This is a genomic window from Microcoleus sp. PH2017_24_DOB_U_A (genome assembly GCF_020738205.1).
GTDB lineage: Bacteria > Cyanobacteriota > Cyanobacteriia > Cyanobacteriales > Microcoleaceae > Microcoleus.
In genome coordinates, this window is the sequence record NZ_JAEQCT010000028.1 from 16137 (window position 1) to 33627 (window position 17491).

The window sequence follows — 17491 nt, forward strand, 5'->3', positions numbered from 1 at the left end:
AAAACAGTTACAATTGAGAGAGAATTCCCAGCAGGTACTTCCCTCAAGCGTCTGAAAATCCAAGAATTTGACAATGACATGGAAGTATTCCAGGTAGTGCTGTGAAGGAAAGGATGGAGTAAGCTACTCTTAGAGAGAATTGTTTGCTATTGGTTATATGACAGTAGAAATTCTTCAATTTTAGATTCGAGACTCAAGTTCAAGCTCCCAGATTTAATGCTGCAAGTAAATCTAAAATATAAAATACAAAATCGACTGACATATACAGTACAGGAAAAAAACAATGGCTAGAATTAGACTGATGCACGCTAAGCTACATGGAGTGCGCGTAACCGATGCAAATGTTAATTATGTAGGCAGCGTCACCATTGACAATGAATTGATCGATAAGGTGGGAATTCTGCCTTTACAGGAGGTGGAAATTTGGAATGTTAGCAATGGGAACCGCTTGTCAACCTATGTGTTGCCAGGAGAGCCGGGAAGTGGTATCATTTGTCTCAACGGTGCAGCATCTCATTTGTGCGATCCTGGAGATTTTGTAATTATTGCTGCCTATGAAGAATGCGATCGCGCTGAGGTATTTCGCACCGGGCACGAGGCGCGAGTAGTAATTGCCGATGAACACAATCGTTGTAAAAAGTTTTTCTACCAGACTTTAGTTCCCTGCGAGGGCAAACTTTTGTTTCAATCTGAGACAACCGAATTACCACCAACCACGAATTCCTAACGTTTTATCACAAAAAAAGTAGGACTTACGCATGGGAACCCAGAAACCGGGTTTGTTACCGATATTAAAGACTCCCAGCGAATATTTGTGTGAAAAAACGCGGTTTGTTCCATCGGAGGGCTTCAACAGTTGACAGTTGACAGTTGACAGTTGACAGTTTGAGAGCGACCTCTACCTATAAGTCCGAGGATTGGAGTAATGAATAGTCTGATTTTAATTTCTCTCTCGAAGGCGGGCGGGCTTTCAACCAATTCTTTCTGGTAAGTCCCGAAGAGGATTTTTGGCATCAGCTATGAAATTTTTGGATCGAAACAATGAAATGCTGTTCTTTCAAGTTTTGAACCCATTTCCTTTAATGAGTTTTATCGGTTGGTATTACCTGTCTGCGAGCAAGCAGCAGATGAAGAAATCGGGATAAGATTCAAACATAAAGGTAATACTAAAGTGTGCAAGTTAAATGTGGAACAGCTTATAATTTGACATAACTTAACCGCTATAGGTTCGTAGTGAGGACTTTAGTCCTCTCAATTTGAAGAGGACTAAAGTCCTCACTACGAACCGATTTTATGGGGGTTGTTTTAGGTGACACTATCTAAGTTGGGAGTAACAATTTGCCGAAACTAGATTTTTGGCTTCAGAATTGAGGAAAAACTCAATCCTTTAACTGTGTACGGTACCGTCGGGCAAGATTGTACCTGTTAATCTAGCTCCTGTGAGTTTTACCATGACGCGATCGCCATAACCGATTTTAGCACCCGTCAAATCCGCACCGCTCAAGTCTGCACCGCTCAAATCCGCTCCGATTAAATTGGTTTCTCTCAGGTTGGCATTAATCAAACAAGCTCCTAACAGGTTAGCCCTAAACAAGTTAGCTTTTTGTAAATTCGCACCTGTGAGGTTGATGTTGTGGAGAAAAGTATCGCTTAAGTCGGCTTCACTCAGGTTTGCATTGCTCAAGTTTCTCCCTGAAAAATCCTTTTCTTTTAAGGAAGCTCCTTTGAAGTTGGAACCGCTCAAATCGGGAGCTTGCGGCGCAGCTTGTCGGTAAGATTGAGATGGCTGCGGCTGTGGCGATTGGTAGCGGGAGGCATCGGAATAAGGCCCCGTCGGATTTGGAGCATAGTTTCCACCATAATTTCCCGCATAATTACCAGCAGGTTTTCCTGAATAGGGTTCGGAAGAGTAGCGTGGCTCTTTTGGCGTTGCTGGTGGTGGCTGGGTGTTTCTGTACTGAGTGTTTTGTGGCTGGGTATTTTGTTGTTGGGTGTTTTGTTGTTGGGTGTTTTGATACTGAGTATTTCTGTACTGGGTGTTTTGTTGCTGGGTGTTTTGATACTGAGTATTTCTGTACTGGGTGTTTTGTTGCTGGGTGTTTTGCTGCTGGGTGTGTTTGTGCTGAGTATTTTTATGCTGAGTGTTCTGATTTTGACCTCTTGGCTGAATCGATCGCAATTGTTCCCGAGCTTGATTAATTTCCTTAATCTTTTCTTCAGCTTTCTGGAGTAGTCTAGGATTATCTTTAGGGATGCGATCGGGGTGCCAAATGAACGCTAAATCCTTGTAAGCTTGAGTAATTTCTTCTCGGGAAGCTCCCGGTAATAGTCCCAGCACTCTATAGTATTGATCGAGGTCGTTCATATTACCACCTTTCGCTTTAAGAAATTAGGAATTAAAAATTAAGATCGGAGCAAAAACGGCTATAAAAGCTTGTTTGTCCGATCGTACATTGGATGAACTATAACTCAGCTAAGCTGCTGCTGGCAAAAAGTCTCGGATTAGCTGCAAATATGTTGCGGCATCCTCCAGCATTGGAAAGTGAGCTGTATTGGGAATTATAACAAATTCTACTTTTTTGCTGAGGGAGGCTGCTTGTTCTCCCATGGCGGCGGGGATAATTTGATCGAATTCTCCAGCTACCAGCAGTGTGGGCACACTCAACCGTGCAAATTCCTGGGGCATTTCCTCGGCTGCTCTTTTGCTAACTGCTGTCACCATTGTACCGATCGCAGCTTCCTCGTCTGCCATTAAGAAATCCTTGAGAAATGCTAAACTGACGGCTGTGGGGAGAGATTGGCGCAAAAACCGAGCCATAAAGATGCGATCGGCAAACGGAATAGCAGCCAGCCAAGACGGGCGAAATTTGACTACATAGCCGCCGAATTTATGAAAAGTTGTGAAGGCTTTCTCATCGTATTCAAAAATGCCGCTGCAAGTGAGAATGGCTTTTTCTACTTTTTCGGGGTAAAGGTTGAGAAATAAAGTAGCAATAGATGCTCCTGTAGAGTGAGCGTTGAGAAAGACGCGGCTTAAATTCAGAGCTTCTAATAATTCGGCTAAGTCGCGGGCGTAGGTTTCGAGCTCGTAACTGGACTCAGGAGGTGATGGCGGTAAGGGCGATCGACCAAAACCTCTCATATCGTACAGCAAACAATCAAAGTCATTGGCGATCGCCTGTGCAGTGCTTTCCCAGTAGCGGGCTGAGCCAGCCCAGCCGTGGAGAAATACCATAACTGGTTTGCCGCTGGGTTGGGCGCTATTGTCTGCTGTTATCCACTCGTAATAATGTTCTACACCGCGAACTGAAATGAAAGACATGATATTGATTTTAGATTTTAGATTTTAGATTCTAACTCATAATTGTTCACTAAATACCCAAATTCCCGACTTCTTAAAGAAGTCAGGAATCTCAAAACTACATTTATCCAAAAATCTGCGTTAATCTGCGTCAATCCGCCCACATCTGCGGTCAAAAATCATACACATAGAAACCAACCATAAAGCTTAAGCTGCCGAAGCGGCCAACCAGAATAAACCATCTACTAACAGCGTGCTAAAAACTGCTCCGCTGAAGGCGCGCCAGTGTAATTGACGATCGCGCAAACTGATCAAACCCACAGTCAAAAGTACAGCAATTAAAACGATCGCACAACCAATACCCCAAGGAGTGTCAATTTGCCCGATCGCACTTTGGAAAATCGGCATAGCCAATTCCGGTTCCGCGTGCATCACTTGTCTCCAGTAAGGCATCAAACCTGTCAAGTAAAAATATATGTCGGTAATAGCGGTTCCCAGTAACGAACCTAAATAAAAATATGCTCCAACTTTCCCCCAAGATTTACCCAAACACCAAATCGCAAATGGCAAACCAATTGCTTCTATCGGTAAGTGCAAAATTGGTTCCCATCTAAACCAGCCCCAATAAATCGAACCAGCCAGCCAACATCCGGCAAATCCCAATAATAAGTCTCCCCAAAGTTGAGTTTTTGGGCGGAAAATTAAGATTAAACTAAGTACGAACCAGGGGATAGTTGATAGCAAACTGATGGTGGGATACAAACGCACTAATGGTGCTTGCACAAAGACTGGAATTGAGACTAAAAATGCTGATGCGCCAAATACCAACCACTGCTGAATGCTCTTGCTTCTATCTGAAGAAGATACAGGATTTTCTATGCCGGTAAAAGTAGCAGTAGATGCGATCGCCGATGATAATAAATTAAAGTTAAACAACTGATTGGACTCCGTACTGTTTCAATAAGTGAACTAAAAATGTTGCTGCGGTGGCTGGTTTCGTCGTCTCGATGCGATCGGCTGTTTGACTGATTTGCCAACCTTGCGCGGTTTGGGGCGATCGCCACAAATCTAAATGTTCAACGGGGCGATCGGCATAAAAACTGTCTTCACCGCCACCGAGAATAGCTGAACTCCAGTGTGTAAAGCTATCGTGGCTGATCCGGTGAATCGGGAAATTGCCCCCCAGGGGTACTCCCCAACCGTCCAAAGCAATGAATGCAGCGACTTTCCCGCCGATTTGTTGCCACATCCACGCAGCCCCGATCGCCCCGGCTACTCCAGCCGAAAAACTAACGAATACTAGACTTTCTCCTGTCAACTCTTGACTGCACAAAAAGTGGAATATGTCAAGGGCTGAAAAAGGTGGCTGTTTATGAGCTGGGAAAATCTTAACAGAGTAAGATCTTTGGATATTTTGCCGAGGTTCTACGTTTCCCCAAACTTCCGAAAGTCCCTCTAGGAAACAATCAGTGAGTTTTGGGTCGTGGATTCCGGGGCAAATTACCAGTCTCATTGTGCTTCAATAAAATTAATCAAGAGCTTAACATAACTTTACTTTATTGTACACCATAACTAATTATATGCCATACGGGGGGATAGGATATTAAACTCATGATAGCGCAAAGTTTGAAGAATATCCCCCCAAAATAAACGCTGGGAACGCTGCAAACCTGCGGAATCCGAGGCAAGGCGAAAGAGTCTTAAGAAAACATAAAACTTATCCCCCCTAACCCCATTCCCTGTCAGGCTGAATAAAGTCTGATTCTAGTTCTAGTCACCCTACGAGTTTCGGGTCGGAACCAAAAAACCGATTCACGACTGACACTCATCAACCCGGTTTCTAGGATAAATCAGAGGTTTAGCCCGGAATTATCGGTGCAGAAACCGGGAATCAGCCCAGCGCGCGCAACTCGTGCGATCGCCAACAATCAAAAATCTCAGATCCACTCTTCATCCTGTCTGGATCTCTTAGAATAAATAAAATTGAGGAATACAAAGTGGTTGCTTCTCCAGAAAAAATTGAATTCAAAACATCTGCCGCACCGGCAAACAGCGATCGCGTAGCCGTCTTGCTGATGGGTTACGGCGAAGTCGAAAGCTACGACGATTTTGCGAATTACAACGAACAAGCTTTAAACTTACTGACGGCAAAGTTTGCGCCAGTACCAAATTGGATTTATCCGCCACTGGCGAAGATTTTGGCAATTTTTGACTTGCACGAGTGGAGTCACCAACACGGTAAATTCGTGTCGCCCCACAATGCAATTTTTGAACAACAACGGGCGGGGATTGAACAGAATTTGCAGGAGAAATGGGGCGATAAAGTAAAAGTGTTCAAAGCTTTTAACTTTTGCGCGCCGTTTTTGCCGGAACAAGTAATCCCGCAAATTAAAGCAGAAGGATTTGACAAAATTCTGATTTATCCGCTGTTGGTTGTTGATTCTGTTTTCACTAGCGGGATTGCTGTGGAACAGGTAAACAATGCTTTAGCACAAACCTTTGATGGTAAAGAACATTGGGTAACAGGACAGCGTTATATTCCTTCTTTTTACGATGAACCAGCTTACATCCAGCTAATGGCGGATTTGGTTGAAGAGGAAATTAAAAACGATTTAGCTGTAGCACATTTGCCTTCTCAGATTGGGATTGTGCTGATGAATCACGGTTGTCCGCACAAGGCGAAGGGCTTCACTTCGGGGATTGTGGAAAGTCAAGCTTTGTACGATCGCGTGCGGGAACGTTTGATGTATCGTTATCCTTTGATTTCGGTGGGCTGGCTGAATCATGACACGCCGCTGATTGAATGGACTCAGCCGGATGCGACGTTGGCTGCGAAGAATTTGATTGATTTGGGTGCAACTGCGATCGTGTTTATGCCGATCGGATTTGCGACAGAAAACCACGAAACTTTGTTAGATGTAGACCACATTATTGAGGGTTTACAGAAGCAACGTCAAGGAGTTACTTACCGCAAATTGCCTTGTGTTAACGACCATCCTGAGTTCCTGAAAATGGCGGCAGAGTGGGCAAATCCTCAAATTGAAGCGTTGTTGAGTGAAAGTGCGATCGCGGTTAATCCGAATTTGGTGGTTCGGGATCACGTGCATTCTCATGGGGATCATGGGCATAATCATGGGGATCATGGGCATTCTCACGGCGATCATGGGCATAATCATGGTGGCCACGGGCACAATCATTAATTAGGATCTTAGAAACCGGGTTTTTTGCGATAATACTGCGTTGAAGACGACAGATTCGGTAAAAACCCGGTTTCTTTTTTTGTGGGAGTGGGTAAATCGAGATTAATTTACCCACTTTGGTGTTTTTAGGGAAAGGGCGATCGGCTTTTTTATCAGATTTTCTATGCTTGCCAGACATATGCTTAGTCGCTAAACTGTAGATATATCTTTTAAAAAAATCCTTAGAGTGTTCACACTAGCTATAAAATCGAAGTGTATCAACCTAAATAGGAGAGGCTAAACAATAAATAATACGAAAAACTATTGATGGTATTCTTTGTTTTTATATGTACTATTGCACTTTCAATAGCTTCGTCCAATGCTTGTCCCCACCAAAGCATCACTGCATTAGCTGGTTTTTGCTTGGCTTCTTCAAGAGCGCTTAGTGCTTCAGATGCTCCTATATCACTTAGTGCCCAAACCGCAGCAGCTCTTGTTACAGGATGTTCATGATCAAGAAATGCAACCAAAGGCATAACTGCCCTCTTGTCTCCAATATCTGCTAATGCACGCATGCAAATCCATCTCACATCCCCATCCGTATCTCTCAAGCAATGAATTAGAGCATCAACTGCTTCGCAACTCTTCAAAAGTTTTAAGGACTTTGCTGTGATCCATCGGATATTGCATCGTCTATCCTGTAAATGTATCAGAAGTTCTGAAGCCATTTCTGTATTCTTCGATATTCCTACTAACCAGATGCCAAAAGCTTTTATGTTTTCAAATTTATCTAGCTGAATTAGATATTTACCAATCAGAATTATTAGCCGATTACCTATGAATAAATCTGTTTCACATAAATCAACAAATCGTTGTTGCAAGTTTTTATTCAGCCGATGGTTATTTTCTATTACTTGTTGTCTAAATTCTTTAGAATAGCGTTCTTCACTGGCTAACATTGCTGCACGAGCTAATACGTCTCGTTGACCTGGCATAGTAAATATTCCAGTGATACCAAGCCAACCATACATTATATTTTTGATGAATTTTTCTGGTTCTTTAACAATATCTGCTGCTATGATAATAACTTCTTTCCATTCGTTATTACTAATTTGGGGTGATATATTACCTCCTGAGTCAAAAATTTGCGTGAGTTTAACGGCTGCAAAATATTCTTGAAATGCTTGATGATTCCACTCAATTTTTTGACTGGTTACTTGACGTAAAAATCCATGTAAAAGGATTTCTTCCAATATTTCTTGTGATGAATATTTTATATTTTCTGTATTCTGATTATGCGATTTTGCATAGGTAGCAAATATAAACATTACAAAATCGTAAGTTGCAGTCACTATATACCCATCCTTGAGCATTTCAAATGCAAGACTTGCCAAAAGCTGGATTTTGAGTTGTATGCAGTATTTGTTAGGTCTACAATCCTCTCTGTCTTGGAAAACATGATCGACAAATTTCTTAAATATACCTCCTTTTGATAGATAGGTTCTTTCTTTTGTTTGCTTAAATATTTGAATTGTCATCCAAAGAAGTAAAGGATTTCGCAGTATATTAATAGGTGAATTTGTGCTTTGAAAATCTGATTTTAAATTAAATCCTGTTATTTCAAAAAATCTATTAGTATCTTTTTTATCTAGATAATTTTGAACAAAAACTATTTGTTTTTTTGCCGTCAGACATTGTATAGTAATTGAACTAATTTCTTTTTTTATTTTTGTTCGGAAATCATGAATTCTGCTCGTAAGATAATATTTATTTTTTGGGTATTTATGGATAAACGTTAAAATATTACGCTCAACACCAGATTCTCGTAGAAACAAAGGAATTTCGTTTATGCCATCCAAAAGTACAGTGAAATGTCCATTTGACAGCATTTTACAGAGGATACTATTTGGTACAGACAAACCATTTTGTGAAAGACTTGCATCCAGAAGTTCTAAGATATCATTTTTTTGACTCAACAAAGACAAAGGAACATATACAGGAATTGATGAAAATGCCTGATAGTCCAAAATCAAACCACACTCCCGACGTAGAAGCTCCAAAAGTACAGTGGTCTTTCCAGATCCAGCTTCACCAAGTATTAAAAGTTTTTGGTATTCATTAATGAAATCAAAAACTGGCTTTTCAATGGATACAGAGACTGAGGAATCGTTACTGAGCTTATTTGTAATTTTAGGATCTAAAGAAGTGACTGGATCTACCAAACCTTGCAGTGAGATATACTTCCCACCCCACATACTCTCGTAATAGTTGGTAGACCATTTGATAGCATTAGCCGCATAGTTTACTATCTCTTCTTTCGATATTTCTGCGAGCGGTTCTGGAAACGTCAGTCAGAAATTGAAGGAAGGATTATTAACAGTGCCTCCTTGTACAACCATCCCAATTTTTTCTGCTAATTTTGCAAAATTATAGATGCTAGTCGCTTGAGACTGAACAGCGCCTGCTACGGCTTGAACTGCTTGAGCAATTTCTGGATCTGCGTTTGCCGCGTCTTCTACTTGTTGTTGAATAAGAACTACTTGCCCACCATCTAAGGGCTGTTGTTCGGCTAGTTCTATGGAAGTTGCTGTGGCTGGAAAGCGCTCCTTGAGTAGTCGCACTAACTTGCCACCCTGCTCAAGTGCCTTCTCCCCAATCTTTTCACCTGTCTTTTCAGCAGCTTTCGTTATGACCAAGGTTGCAAGCGCTGTAGCTGTCAATGATACAGGTTCCATAATTTACAGTTTGGTAGTAGTTTGTATCCAGTCTAGCATACGATCTTCCGATTGGCATTGCCAATAGTAATAGCCCTACATTTTGTAGCCGCTCAATAATTTGGGGTAAACCGCTAAGTGACGAGCCTCAAACGAGAGTAAAATCGCTCCCTACAATGAAGCTCAAGTTAACGAAGTTTTCGCTTTTTATGCAGCTCACTCTCAGGAAATAGACGCATCTATTGCCGCCGAGCAAATTATCGAAGCCGATCGCTCGTCGGCGATATTCGCTTGAGGAGTTGGTTGAGCCGATCGCACCTGAAAACATTCATAATGAGATTGATAGTGGAGTTGCTGTGGGTAATGAAGTTTGGTGACACGCTCGAATTATGGTGACAGTGCGAAACTTGGGAAAAAAACCAGGTTTCTTCGATCCGGCATTGAGCGCCAAAATTTGACAATTGACTATGCAGTTTTGACATTACCGACTTTTTCCTTAACTTGCGCTACTTCTGAATGGTTATCTCGCTGCAAAAACTCATCAAGCAACTCATAAAAACGATAAAATGCTCGTTCTTCATTGTTAGTATAAAACTCGATTATTCTTGCCCATGAACCTGATGTTGATACTTCATATCGCTTTTGCAACCAGGGTTGAAAATCGCCATAAAATTGCATTTCCTTTTCTGTGGGTTCAAATCCCAACTCTTCTCTAGCCGTTCTATAACCGACTATAAACATAAAAAGATCGCTTGCAGAAGCCCGTCCGATATACATTCCTGGTTTTTTATGAATTTTATTCAACATCTCAAAAAGTCCGCTCATCTCAATAGTCTCCTTTTTTTTTCAATAAACACTTTTATAAACTGTCTAATTCTTCAACTATAAACTCTCCTCTGCGACAGGAAAAATCATTCACCCAATCTTCTCTAGACAGTCCCTCAGTTGACAAATTATCAAAAACTAGCCCGCGTAGTTCAACTCCGTAGTGAGTTCCATTCGTTGTAATAGACTCATTTGTACCTTCCGATATTTCTAAGCGTGTACTTAAGATAAATTCTTCTCTATACTTAGTTTTGAGCTTGAGTAACTTACCCGCAATTCCATTTTCTGCTAGCCATTTTAACACGGCTTGGGCACACAGGTCACATTTAAGGATATCGTACTGGCTGACGATCGCACCAATCTCTCGATAAATCTCCTCATCGGAAAAATCGCTCACTTTCCCTCACACCCTCTAAAATCTTCCATCAAAATCGATCGCATTCTCAGATTGCAAAGGACGATCAATTTCATTTTTGATCGAGCATCACTTCATCATCCTCATCCAAGCCGAAATTCTCTGGAACTAATCGCTCGAAGCTATTGCGGGTAGGAAGCTCAGGCAAATCTCCCAGCATAGCAACTGCTTCAGCAAGTAGATTCAGATTCTCTGGATCGGGGTGTTTTTGTGCTGCGCGCACAGCCAAGATGACGATACGCAATCCTCCTCTCATGCGATCGACATCACGGGCTAGTCCATACATTGCTTGAAAGTCATTTTCCTCAATAATCCGGTACTGTCCTGTTTTGGTTTGGAGGGTAGCAATGACACCATTGGCGATCGAACTAAGTGCTTCTGCGCCCTGCAAACGAAACTTCTCAAAGGATGTCCAGTTTGCACCGCTTCGCAACCTAAATTTTTTATTTTTAATCTGCATAGTTTAACCTCCTTACTATATCCTAACGTAAACCCAACGAAAAAACAACGGGTAATTAATTTTAGCTTAAAATAATAGGACAGGACTTACGCAGTCCGACCAAAGAAACCGGGTTTTTCACAGTTTCTGCGACTGTAACCGAGTATTCTCGCAAAAACCCGGTTTCTGATTACCCGTGCGTCCAGGACTATAGATAAACCCACTTCGACTATACTAATTGAATGGCTATTTCCCCAACCAACTTATCAATCTCTGCCTCAGTGGTGAAATAGTGAACGCAAGCCCGCACGCAATCAGGATTCAGAATTGTCCGCACCATAATTCCCTGCTTCTCCAACAAATCGACAAGCTTTTTATGCGGCATCCCGTTAGTCAATCGAAACGAAACCAAACCCGCTTCCGGTGCCGAAGTCCGCAAACATTCTACATGGCTAATTTCCGACAAACGTTCCCAGAGATACTTGCTCAAACGGCAGATTTCTGCATACCTTTCCTCGATTGTACCCCATTCATGTTGCAGGGCGATCGCACTTCGCAAACCCGCATACAAAGGATAAGCCGAAGTCGCAATTTCGTAACGTTGAGCTCCCGGTTTTAAGCCAATCGGTTTAGCATTAGCATCCGTCACAATTCCCCGCCAACCGATAAACACCGGCTGCAAATCTGCCAAAGCTTCTGCACTCACATAAAGTCCACCCAAACCTTCCGGGCCACACCACCATTTATGACCCGTGAAAGCATAAAAATCAACTCCCGACTCAATCAAATTCAAAGGCAAAACTCCCACAGATTGAGCCGCATCAACTAATACTCTGACTTTCTTCTTTGTAGCCAGCAATTCCTCTTGTCCCCCCGATGAAATTAGTGCAAATTCCTCTTGTCCCCCCCCTTGGCAAGGGGGGGTTAGGGGGGGTTCATAGCCTTCATGGCACACTTTCACAATCTCAGTCAGAGGCAAAACTTGGCCAGTATTCCACAAGATGTGACTGATTACCAACAAACGAGTATTCGGCTGCAAATAATTAGCAATTACCGCCACCGCATCGCCCTGATTCAAAGTAGCCACTAGCGGACAAATCGAAACCTCAAGGTTGAAACGGCGCTGCAATTCCATTACACTAGCTACAATGCCAGGGTGTTCTCCGTCAGAAAGCAATAAATGGTCGCCAGGATGCCAATCAATGCCCCACAGAGCAATATTGCAGCCGACGGTGACATCTTCAGTCAGGGCGATCGTTTCGGGAGGGACAGCTAACTCGTTTGCGATCGCACGTCGCGTCAGCATCGCCTCCTGAGCCACCCAAGCACCGATTTCCCCCGAAAACGGCCCCCCAAGCTGCACCCGCTTATAGGCCTCATAAATCGCCTCTAAAGCAGTCTCAGGCAACGGCCCTTGTCCGCCGTAGTTAAAATAAGCTTTATTGGCCAAAGCTGGAAATTGTTGCCGGTGTTTGTCCTTTGTCATTTTTTCTGGGCAATTAATTGATAACGTTAATATTGATAGAACTTACACAATAACCCTAGGAATACGCAACTACGGGGATTGCCTCTACAAAATACTATATATGGACTGTGTGTGCGGCATGACAGATTGAATAAATATTAATGTCAAAAACTTCTCTCAAAAAGCCTTCTTACTTCTATCTTTTACATCCATGACATCTGTTACATCCGTTATATAATCAATCGATTGCCAAACCTTCTATCTTTTACATCCGTGACATCCGTGACACAATCCGTTGACGAACCTTCTGTAAACACTAAATGTTAATAACTGACAAACTACTACTTTCCTATCAACGATGTAATCTCCGAGCATTTTTAGATATATTGGGAGATTGGAAACAACAAGATCCACCAAGTGACTTTTTGCTAAAATTGATGCGAGATAGCTCGACATACCAGCAGCAAACTTTAGAATCCGAAACCTACGAACAACCATATTATCCTAGAGGGGATTGGGCGGCTGGTGCGGCGGCTACTTTGAGTTTAATGCAGCAAGGAGTCGATCGCATTTATCGAGGAGTCCTTTGCCAAGATGAATTAGGTAAAACCAATGGTGAAACAGCTTCTATATCAGGGATTGACGGTCAATATTTGCCAGACATTGGCGAGATTCCCGAAACTTCAGTGCATCTTTCCTCCTCAATCCTGCACTCTTCCGAAATCACTCTCGTCAGTCGCCCGCACTTATTAATCAAACAGCCTGGAGATTCCAATTTTGGTAATTGGAGTTATGCGACAGCCGATATGTGGTTAAGTAAAAAACCAAAACTAGACTATCAAATTATTGCTGCTTTTCATGCGAAAGTCTTAGCTTCCATGCAGGGAACAATGCCCGAAACTGCGTGGCTGATGCTGCGGACAAAAGGGCTTTGGGCGGTGAATCTCTACCAGCGAATGCCTCAAATGTTCCAGATTTTGGATGAGTGCATTGAGATGTTAGAAAATCGGCAGAAACCGGAGGTTTTCATTTCTCGGCAAAAGTGTACTCTTTGCGGTTGGTATACGGCTTGTCACGAGGAAGCCGAATCGATTAAACATCTTTCGCTATTGCCGGGAGTTACGGCTAAGCGATATGCTATATTAAAAGTTCTAGGATTGACTGATTTAGCATCTTTGGCTAATGCTAATTCCGATTTATTAGCGAGTTATCCTGAGTTTGTGGCGGGAGTGGCTGTCGATGTGGTGCAACAAGCGCGATCGACTTTGTTAAATCAACCGTTTGTGCGAGAAGCAGGAAGTTCGTCAACGGATTTTGTAACGGATTTAACGGATGTCAAAGAAGGAAGTTCGGCAGCGGATTATGTAACGGATTTAACGGATGTTAAAGATAGAGGTTCGGCAACGACAGCGGTTAATCAGTTTATCAGAATACCAGAAGTTGCAGGGAATAGTTTAGTAATAGCTAAAATTGAGTCCGTAAAGATTACAGAAAATAAATCTGCTGCACCTTCTATACCTGCGCCGATTCTCCGCAAAAAACCAATTCCTTATTCACAATCTGTCTTTTTGCCGATCGCACCAATTGAACTATACTTTGATATTGAAGCCGAACCGGAGTTAAATTTAGATTATCTCCACGGAGTATTAGTTGTTGACAGGTACAACAACACTGAAAAATTCCACGGCTTCCTTGCAGAATCACCGGCTGAGGAAGGTGCAATCTGGGAGCAATTTTTAGAACTAATGTGGGCTTATCCCATTGCTCCGATTTTCCACTTTTGTGACTACGAAGTCAAGACTTTTAAGCGACTGGCTAAACTTTACAACACTCCAGCTTACTTGTGGAAGCCTGTGCTGAAAAGGTTTGTGGATATTCACAAGCAAGTGACGCAGCAAGCGATTATGCCGGTGGAAAGTTACGCACTCAAACCCATTGCGCGCTGGTTGGGTTTTGACTGGCGCGATGCTAAGGCTAACGGTGCTCAGTGTGTCTGTTGGTACGATGATTGGCTCAAAACGGGCGATCGCGATCTCTTGGAGGCGATCGTCCGCTACAATGAGGACGACTGTCGCGCTACTTACATCGTTAAAGATTGGTTGACTAATTTTTTGTTGAGTCAGAAACAGTAATTTTCTGATTGAACGAACCGCGAAGACGCAAAGGCCGCGAAGCAAGAAAGATAAGAAGATAGTAAGATGCACAATTTAGGGAAAATACTTATATTTATTGCCTGTTTTTTGATGGCAGCAACTGTTGCTATTTTTGTCAATCTTTCGGCCCAATCTTTCGCTGTTACCAAAATAGATTTTATCGGTAGGGCAATATTTCCAACAGGTTCTCCCTTTGGGGGGACAGAAATTGGCGGACTTTCGGGAATTACCTATGATGCGGAGAAACAAGTTTATTATGCTATTTCTGATGACCGCAGCAGCAAGGCTCCGGCGCGCTTCTATTCTCTGAAAATTAACTTGGCATCTGGTAAGCTGGAGAAAGACAATATTGAATTTACTGGTGTGACGACTTTATTAGATGAAAACGGTAAAAGTTTTCCCGAATTCAGTTTAGATCCCGAAGGGATAACTTTTACTGGCAAAAGCGTGTTTGTTTCTTCTGAGGGAGATGTCGATCGCCAAATCGCTCCTTTCATCAAAGAATTCTCCCTGGATGGTAAACTGCTCAAAACGCTACCAATTCCTGACCTATTTTTGCCCGATGCCAAAGGTACTAAAGGCATCCGCAACAATCTCGCCTTTGAAAACTTGACTCTAACTGCCGATCGCAAATACTTATTCACCGCCACCGAAAACGCTACAGTTCAAGATGGCGCCGTAACTTCCCTAGAAAAAGGCAGCCCGTGCCGGATTTTGCGGTACGATGCTGCGAGTGGCAATCCAGATGCCTCCTTTGCCTACATCACGGAACCGCTACCCCCTGGTGCCAATCCTGTGGGAAAATTAACTAGCAACGGTTTAGTGGATTTATTGGCGATCGACGACAAGCGCTTGCTGAGTTTAGAGCGCGCTTTCTCCCTGGAAACCGGCACGACGATCAGAATTTTTGAGATTTCTTTGGAAAAAGCCGATCGCATTGAAGCACTCCCAAGCCTCAAAACCCGTATCAGCGAGGTTTCCCCCGCCCAAAAACGGCTGCTGCTGGATTTGGAAACTCTGAAAATTCCCCTAGACAACATTGAGGGCTTGACATTTGGCCCCGATTTAGCCGATGGTACCAGAGGCCTGATTTTGGTAAGCGACAACAACTTCAGTCCCCTGCAAGAGACTCAAATTTTGGGCTTCCAAATAAAAGTTCAAAAAACCTCTTGACAAACGGTGCAGTTATCTGCATAATAGAAATTGTGCCTGAAACAAAGGCAAAACGAGGGACAGTAGTTCAATTGGTTAGAGCACCGCCCTGTCACGGCGGAAGTTGCGGGTTCGAGCCCCGTCTGTCCCGTTCTCTCGTAGCAAAGCTTTTAAAGTTTTGATAGATTTGTCGGATCTACCGCTAACGTAGTTTGCGCTCAAAATCCGCTCAAAATGAATATTAATCCGTCAAAAGATAGGAAAGCGATCCGGCTTCAATTTACTGTTGAGGGCGCTAGGTTTTCGTTCTCGCCTTTGCCCGGTGGAAAATGGGAGAATAAGCGCGATCGGCAATTGGTCGCAGCGATCGCCACAAAAATCGAAAATGATATTCTTGCTGGAAATTTTGATCCATCCCTAGGAAGGTATCGCCACAAGTTATCTGCCGCTCAAACTCCGCTTCGGGTAAAAGCTAATCCCAAGATTTGCTGGCTTGAACTTTGGGATGCTTGGGTTGTTTCTCTTGACTTGCCAATTTCAACCGCAGCAGATCATTATGCTTGTGTCCGAGCCATGCTTGTAAAATCGGGAAATCCTTCGCTTGATAATACTGAATGGCTGCAAATTAGTGAGTTGGCTGCGAGCACGTTTAATCGCAGATTGTCTATGTTGCGATCGTGCTTGTTGTGGGCCGTAGAAGAGGGCTTGATTAAGCCAGCGGATAATCCTTTGAAAAGGGTTCGCTCTCGCACGGCAACAGAAGATGAGCGACAGCGATCGGACAAGAAAAAAGCGCCATTGTCAGACGCTGAAATCGAAAAAATATTAAATTACGTCGATCGGGTCTATATCACTTACGCACCGTTTGTGCGATTTTTACTTTTTTCGGGAGTGAGGACTGGGGAAGCTGTCGGGTTAACTTGGGACAGTGTTGATTTAGAAAAGCGCCTGATTTTTATCAGGCAGTCGGTGTCTCGGCAGCGGGGGAAATACCAGAAAATTTGTAAATCTCCCAAGACCAAAGAATCTGTCCGCACTTTGAAGATGTCCGATCGTGTCTTTGTTCTTTTTAGCTCAATAATTACCGAGAATGCTTGTGGTCTAATTTTTAAAAGCCCCAAGGGGCAAATTATAGATCATGGCAATTTTCGTTCTCAATGTTGGATGCCCACATTATTGTTTTTGGATATTCCTTACAGAAAGCCCTACGCTACGCGACACACTCTTCTGAGTCAAGCCCTTGAAAGTGGCTTGTCGGTGCCACAAGTTGCTCAAATTGCTGGGCATCGCGACGGTAAAATGATCCTTCAGCACTACGGCCACGTTATAAATCAGCCACAATTGCCTTAGTTATAGTTAACCGAGAGTGGAATTGACTTGATGCCGGATTTTGCGATCGCCCCCATGCGATCGCAAAATCTCTGCCATCCCGGGAAATTTTTCAGTACGATGCACCCTGCACTTCCCGGCACGTTAGCATCAAAGTGGATGCCTAGCTCGCTTCTGACATGACCGGACTCTGATACCGGGTCAGGTGTTATGTGAAAGAAAAATCCTTCAATTCCTCGTGTGGGGAGCCAATAAGGCACCGTTGGGATTTGGTACTCGAAACCACTAGGAATCGGGCCTTTTCCTCTCGCCCATTCATCGCCTGGTTGTTGCCACTGAGTGCATCCTGAGGTGGCTGAATATTCAATATATCCCTTGTCGGGATAAGTTAATTTCAGGCTTCCATAGATTAAGTCGTTAGATGCCGCTAAAGACATCGTAAAGGCGAGTGAATGGCGCTTCATATAACTCCGTTATTTTTGCAGGGGTGACGGAGCCAAGAAAGCTCCTATGACGGCA

At 43.1% G+C, this 17491-nt stretch carries 17 protein-coding genes and 1 tRNA gene; 6 read left to right on the forward strand and 12 right to left on the reverse strand.

Features of this window, described 5'->3' with window-relative positions:
- Positions 1–283: 283 nt before the first annotated feature.
- Positions 284–727 (forward strand): aspartate 1-decarboxylase, encoded by a 444-nt coding sequence (gene panD / locus JGK07_RS06215; protein ID WP_293179342.1) that lies wholly within the window; start codon positions 284–286, stop codon positions 725–727.
- 660 nt (positions 728–1387) lie between these two features.
- Here panD and JGK07_RS06220 read toward each other — a convergent pair.
- The 4 genes from JGK07_RS06220 to JGK07_RS06235 form a co-directional block, all read right to left on the reverse strand.
- Complete coding sequence (locus JGK07_RS06220) at positions 1388–2365, reverse strand: pentapeptide repeat-containing protein (protein ID WP_293179345.1); 978 nt, start codon at positions 2363–2365, stop codon at positions 1388–1390.
- 108 nt (positions 2366–2473) lie between these two features.
- Complete coding sequence (locus JGK07_RS06225; RefSeq protein ID WP_293179348.1) at positions 2474–3322, reverse strand: alpha/beta hydrolase; 849 nt, start codon at positions 3320–3322, stop codon at positions 2474–2476.
- 186 nt (positions 3323–3508) lie between these two features.
- On the reverse strand, positions 3509–4237 hold the full coding sequence (locus JGK07_RS06230) for a DUF3120 domain-containing protein (protein WP_293179350.1): 729 nt from the start codon (positions 4235–4237) through the stop codon (positions 3509–3511).
- Complete coding sequence (locus JGK07_RS06235; RefSeq protein ID WP_293179353.1) at positions 4230–4814, reverse strand: hypothetical protein; 585 nt, start codon at positions 4812–4814, stop codon at positions 4230–4232. Before JGK07_RS06235 ends, JGK07_RS06230 begins: the two co-directional genes overlap by 8 nt.
- A 484-nt stretch (positions 4815–5298) precedes the next feature.
- Here JGK07_RS06235 and JGK07_RS06240 point away from each other — a divergent pair, with 484 nt between their 5' ends.
- The gene (locus JGK07_RS06240) at positions 5299–6501 is read left to right on the forward strand and encodes a ferrochelatase (protein ID WP_293179356.1); all 1203 of its coding nucleotides are present in this window, start codon (positions 5299–5301) and stop codon (positions 6499–6501) included.
- Between the two features lie 257 nt (positions 6502–6758).
- Here the strand turns inward: JGK07_RS06240 and JGK07_RS06245 are convergent, their stop codons facing one another.
- From JGK07_RS06245 to JGK07_RS06275, 7 genes are all read right to left on the reverse strand, one after another.
- The gene (locus JGK07_RS06245; protein WP_293179359.1) at positions 6759–8702 is read right to left on the reverse strand and encodes a HEAT repeat domain-containing protein; all 1944 of its coding nucleotides are present in this window, start codon (positions 8700–8702) and stop codon (positions 6759–6761) included.
- Positions 8703–8831: 129 nt separating this feature from the next.
- A complete protein-coding gene (locus tag JGK07_RS06250) occupies positions 8832–9215 on the reverse strand; it encodes a hypothetical protein (protein ID WP_293179362.1) in 384 nt (127 codons plus the stop codon).
- 236 nt (positions 9216–9451) lie between these two features.
- Positions 9452–9676, reverse strand: coding sequence for a hypothetical protein (locus JGK07_RS06255; protein ID WP_293179365.1), 225 nt, complete (start codon positions 9674–9676; stop codon positions 9452–9454).
- On the reverse strand, positions 9660–10019 hold the full coding sequence (locus JGK07_RS06260) for a hypothetical protein (protein ID WP_293179368.1): 360 nt from the start codon (positions 10017–10019) through the stop codon (positions 9660–9662). Before JGK07_RS06260 ends, JGK07_RS06255 begins: the two co-directional genes overlap by 17 nt.
- A 34-nt stretch (positions 10020–10053) precedes the next feature.
- Complete coding sequence (locus JGK07_RS06265) at positions 10054–10416, reverse strand: papain fold toxin domain-containing protein (protein WP_293179371.1); 363 nt, start codon at positions 10414–10416, stop codon at positions 10054–10056.
- Between the two features lie 70 nt (positions 10417–10486).
- Entirely contained in the window at positions 10487–10894 is a 408-nt protein-coding gene (locus JGK07_RS06270; RefSeq protein ID WP_293179374.1) for a hypothetical protein, read from the reverse strand.
- 208 nt (positions 10895–11102) lie between these two features.
- Positions 11103–12359: an aminotransferase class V-fold PLP-dependent enzyme gene (locus JGK07_RS06275; RefSeq protein ID WP_293191306.1), complete on the reverse strand. Its 1257-nt coding sequence runs from the start codon at positions 12357–12359 to the stop codon at positions 11103–11105.
- A gap of 299 nt (positions 12360–12658) precedes the next feature.
- Between JGK07_RS06275 and JGK07_RS06280 the strand changes: the two genes are divergently transcribed.
- From JGK07_RS06280 to JGK07_RS06295, 4 genes are all read left to right on the forward strand, one after another.
- Positions 12659–14470 carry a TM0106 family RecB-like putative nuclease gene (locus tag JGK07_RS06280; RefSeq protein WP_293223606.1) on the forward strand — a complete coding sequence of 604 codons (1812 nt, stop codon included), beginning with the start codon at positions 12659–12661 and terminating at the stop codon, positions 14468–14470.
- Between the two features lie 66 nt (positions 14471–14536).
- Entirely contained in the window at positions 14537–15664 is a 1128-nt protein-coding gene (locus tag JGK07_RS06285; RefSeq protein WP_293191310.1) for an esterase-like activity of phytase family protein, read from the forward strand.
- A gap of 56 nt (positions 15665–15720) precedes the next feature.
- Positions 15721–15794 (forward strand) — tRNA-Asp (locus JGK07_RS06290).
- Positions 15795–15877: 83 nt separating this feature from the next.
- The gene (locus JGK07_RS06295; RefSeq protein ID WP_293179386.1) at positions 15878–16993 is read left to right on the forward strand and encodes a site-specific integrase; all 1116 of its coding nucleotides are present in this window, start codon (positions 15878–15880) and stop codon (positions 16991–16993) included.
- On the opposite strand, the gene JGK07_RS06300 is transcribed toward JGK07_RS06295, so the two are convergent.
- The gene (locus JGK07_RS06300; protein WP_293223609.1) at positions 16990–17436 is read right to left on the reverse strand and encodes a L,D-transpeptidase; all 447 of its coding nucleotides are present in this window, start codon (positions 17434–17436) and stop codon (positions 16990–16992) included. The two genes, JGK07_RS06295 and JGK07_RS06300, sit on opposite strands and share 4 nt — an antisense overlap.
- Positions 17437–17491 lie beyond the last annotated feature (55 nt).

Coding starts and splice junctions, on each gene's coding strand:
- JGK07_RS06250 (WP_293179362.1), bottom strand. CDS start 9,215: ATGGAACCTGTATCATTGACAGCTACAGCGCTTGCAACCTTGGTCATA.
- JGK07_RS06295 (WP_293179386.1), top strand. CDS start 15,878: ATGAATATTAATCCGTCAAAAGATAGGAAAGCGATCCGGCTTCAATTT.
- JGK07_RS06270 (WP_293179374.1), bottom strand. CDS start 10,894: ATGCAGATTAAAAATAAAAAATTTAGGTTGCGAAGCGGTGCAAACTGG.
- JGK07_RS06255 (WP_293179365.1), bottom strand. CDS start 9,676: ATGTCAAAACTGCATAGTCAATTGTCAAATTTTGGCGCTCAATGCCGG.
- JGK07_RS06300 (WP_293223609.1), bottom strand. CDS start 17,436: ATGAAGCGCCATTCACTCGCCTTTACGATGTCTTTAGCGGCATCTAAC.
- JGK07_RS06235 (WP_293179353.1), bottom strand. CDS start 4,814: ATGAGACTGGTAATTTGCCCCGGAATCCACGACCCAAAACTCACTGAT.
- JGK07_RS06220 (WP_293179345.1), bottom strand. CDS start 2,365: ATGAACGACCTCGATCAATACTATAGAGTGCTGGGACTATTACCGGGA.
- JGK07_RS06275 (WP_293191306.1), bottom strand. CDS start 12,359: ATGACAAAGGACAAACACCGGCAACAATTTCCAGCTTTGGCCAATAAA.
- panD (WP_293179342.1), top strand. CDS start 284: ATGGCTAGAATTAGACTGATGCACGCTAAGCTACATGGAGTGCGCGTA.
- JGK07_RS06280 (WP_293223606.1), top strand. CDS start 12,659: ATGTTAATAACTGACAAACTACTACTTTCCTATCAACGATGTAATCTC.
- JGK07_RS06285 (WP_293191310.1), top strand. CDS start 14,537: ATGCACAATTTAGGGAAAATACTTATATTTATTGCCTGTTTTTTGATG.
- JGK07_RS06260 (WP_293179368.1), bottom strand. CDS start 10,019: ATGAGCGGACTTTTTGAGATGTTGAATAAAATTCATAAAAAACCAGGA.
- JGK07_RS06225 (WP_293179348.1), bottom strand. CDS start 3,322: ATGTCTTTCATTTCAGTTCGCGGTGTAGAACATTATTACGAGTGGATA.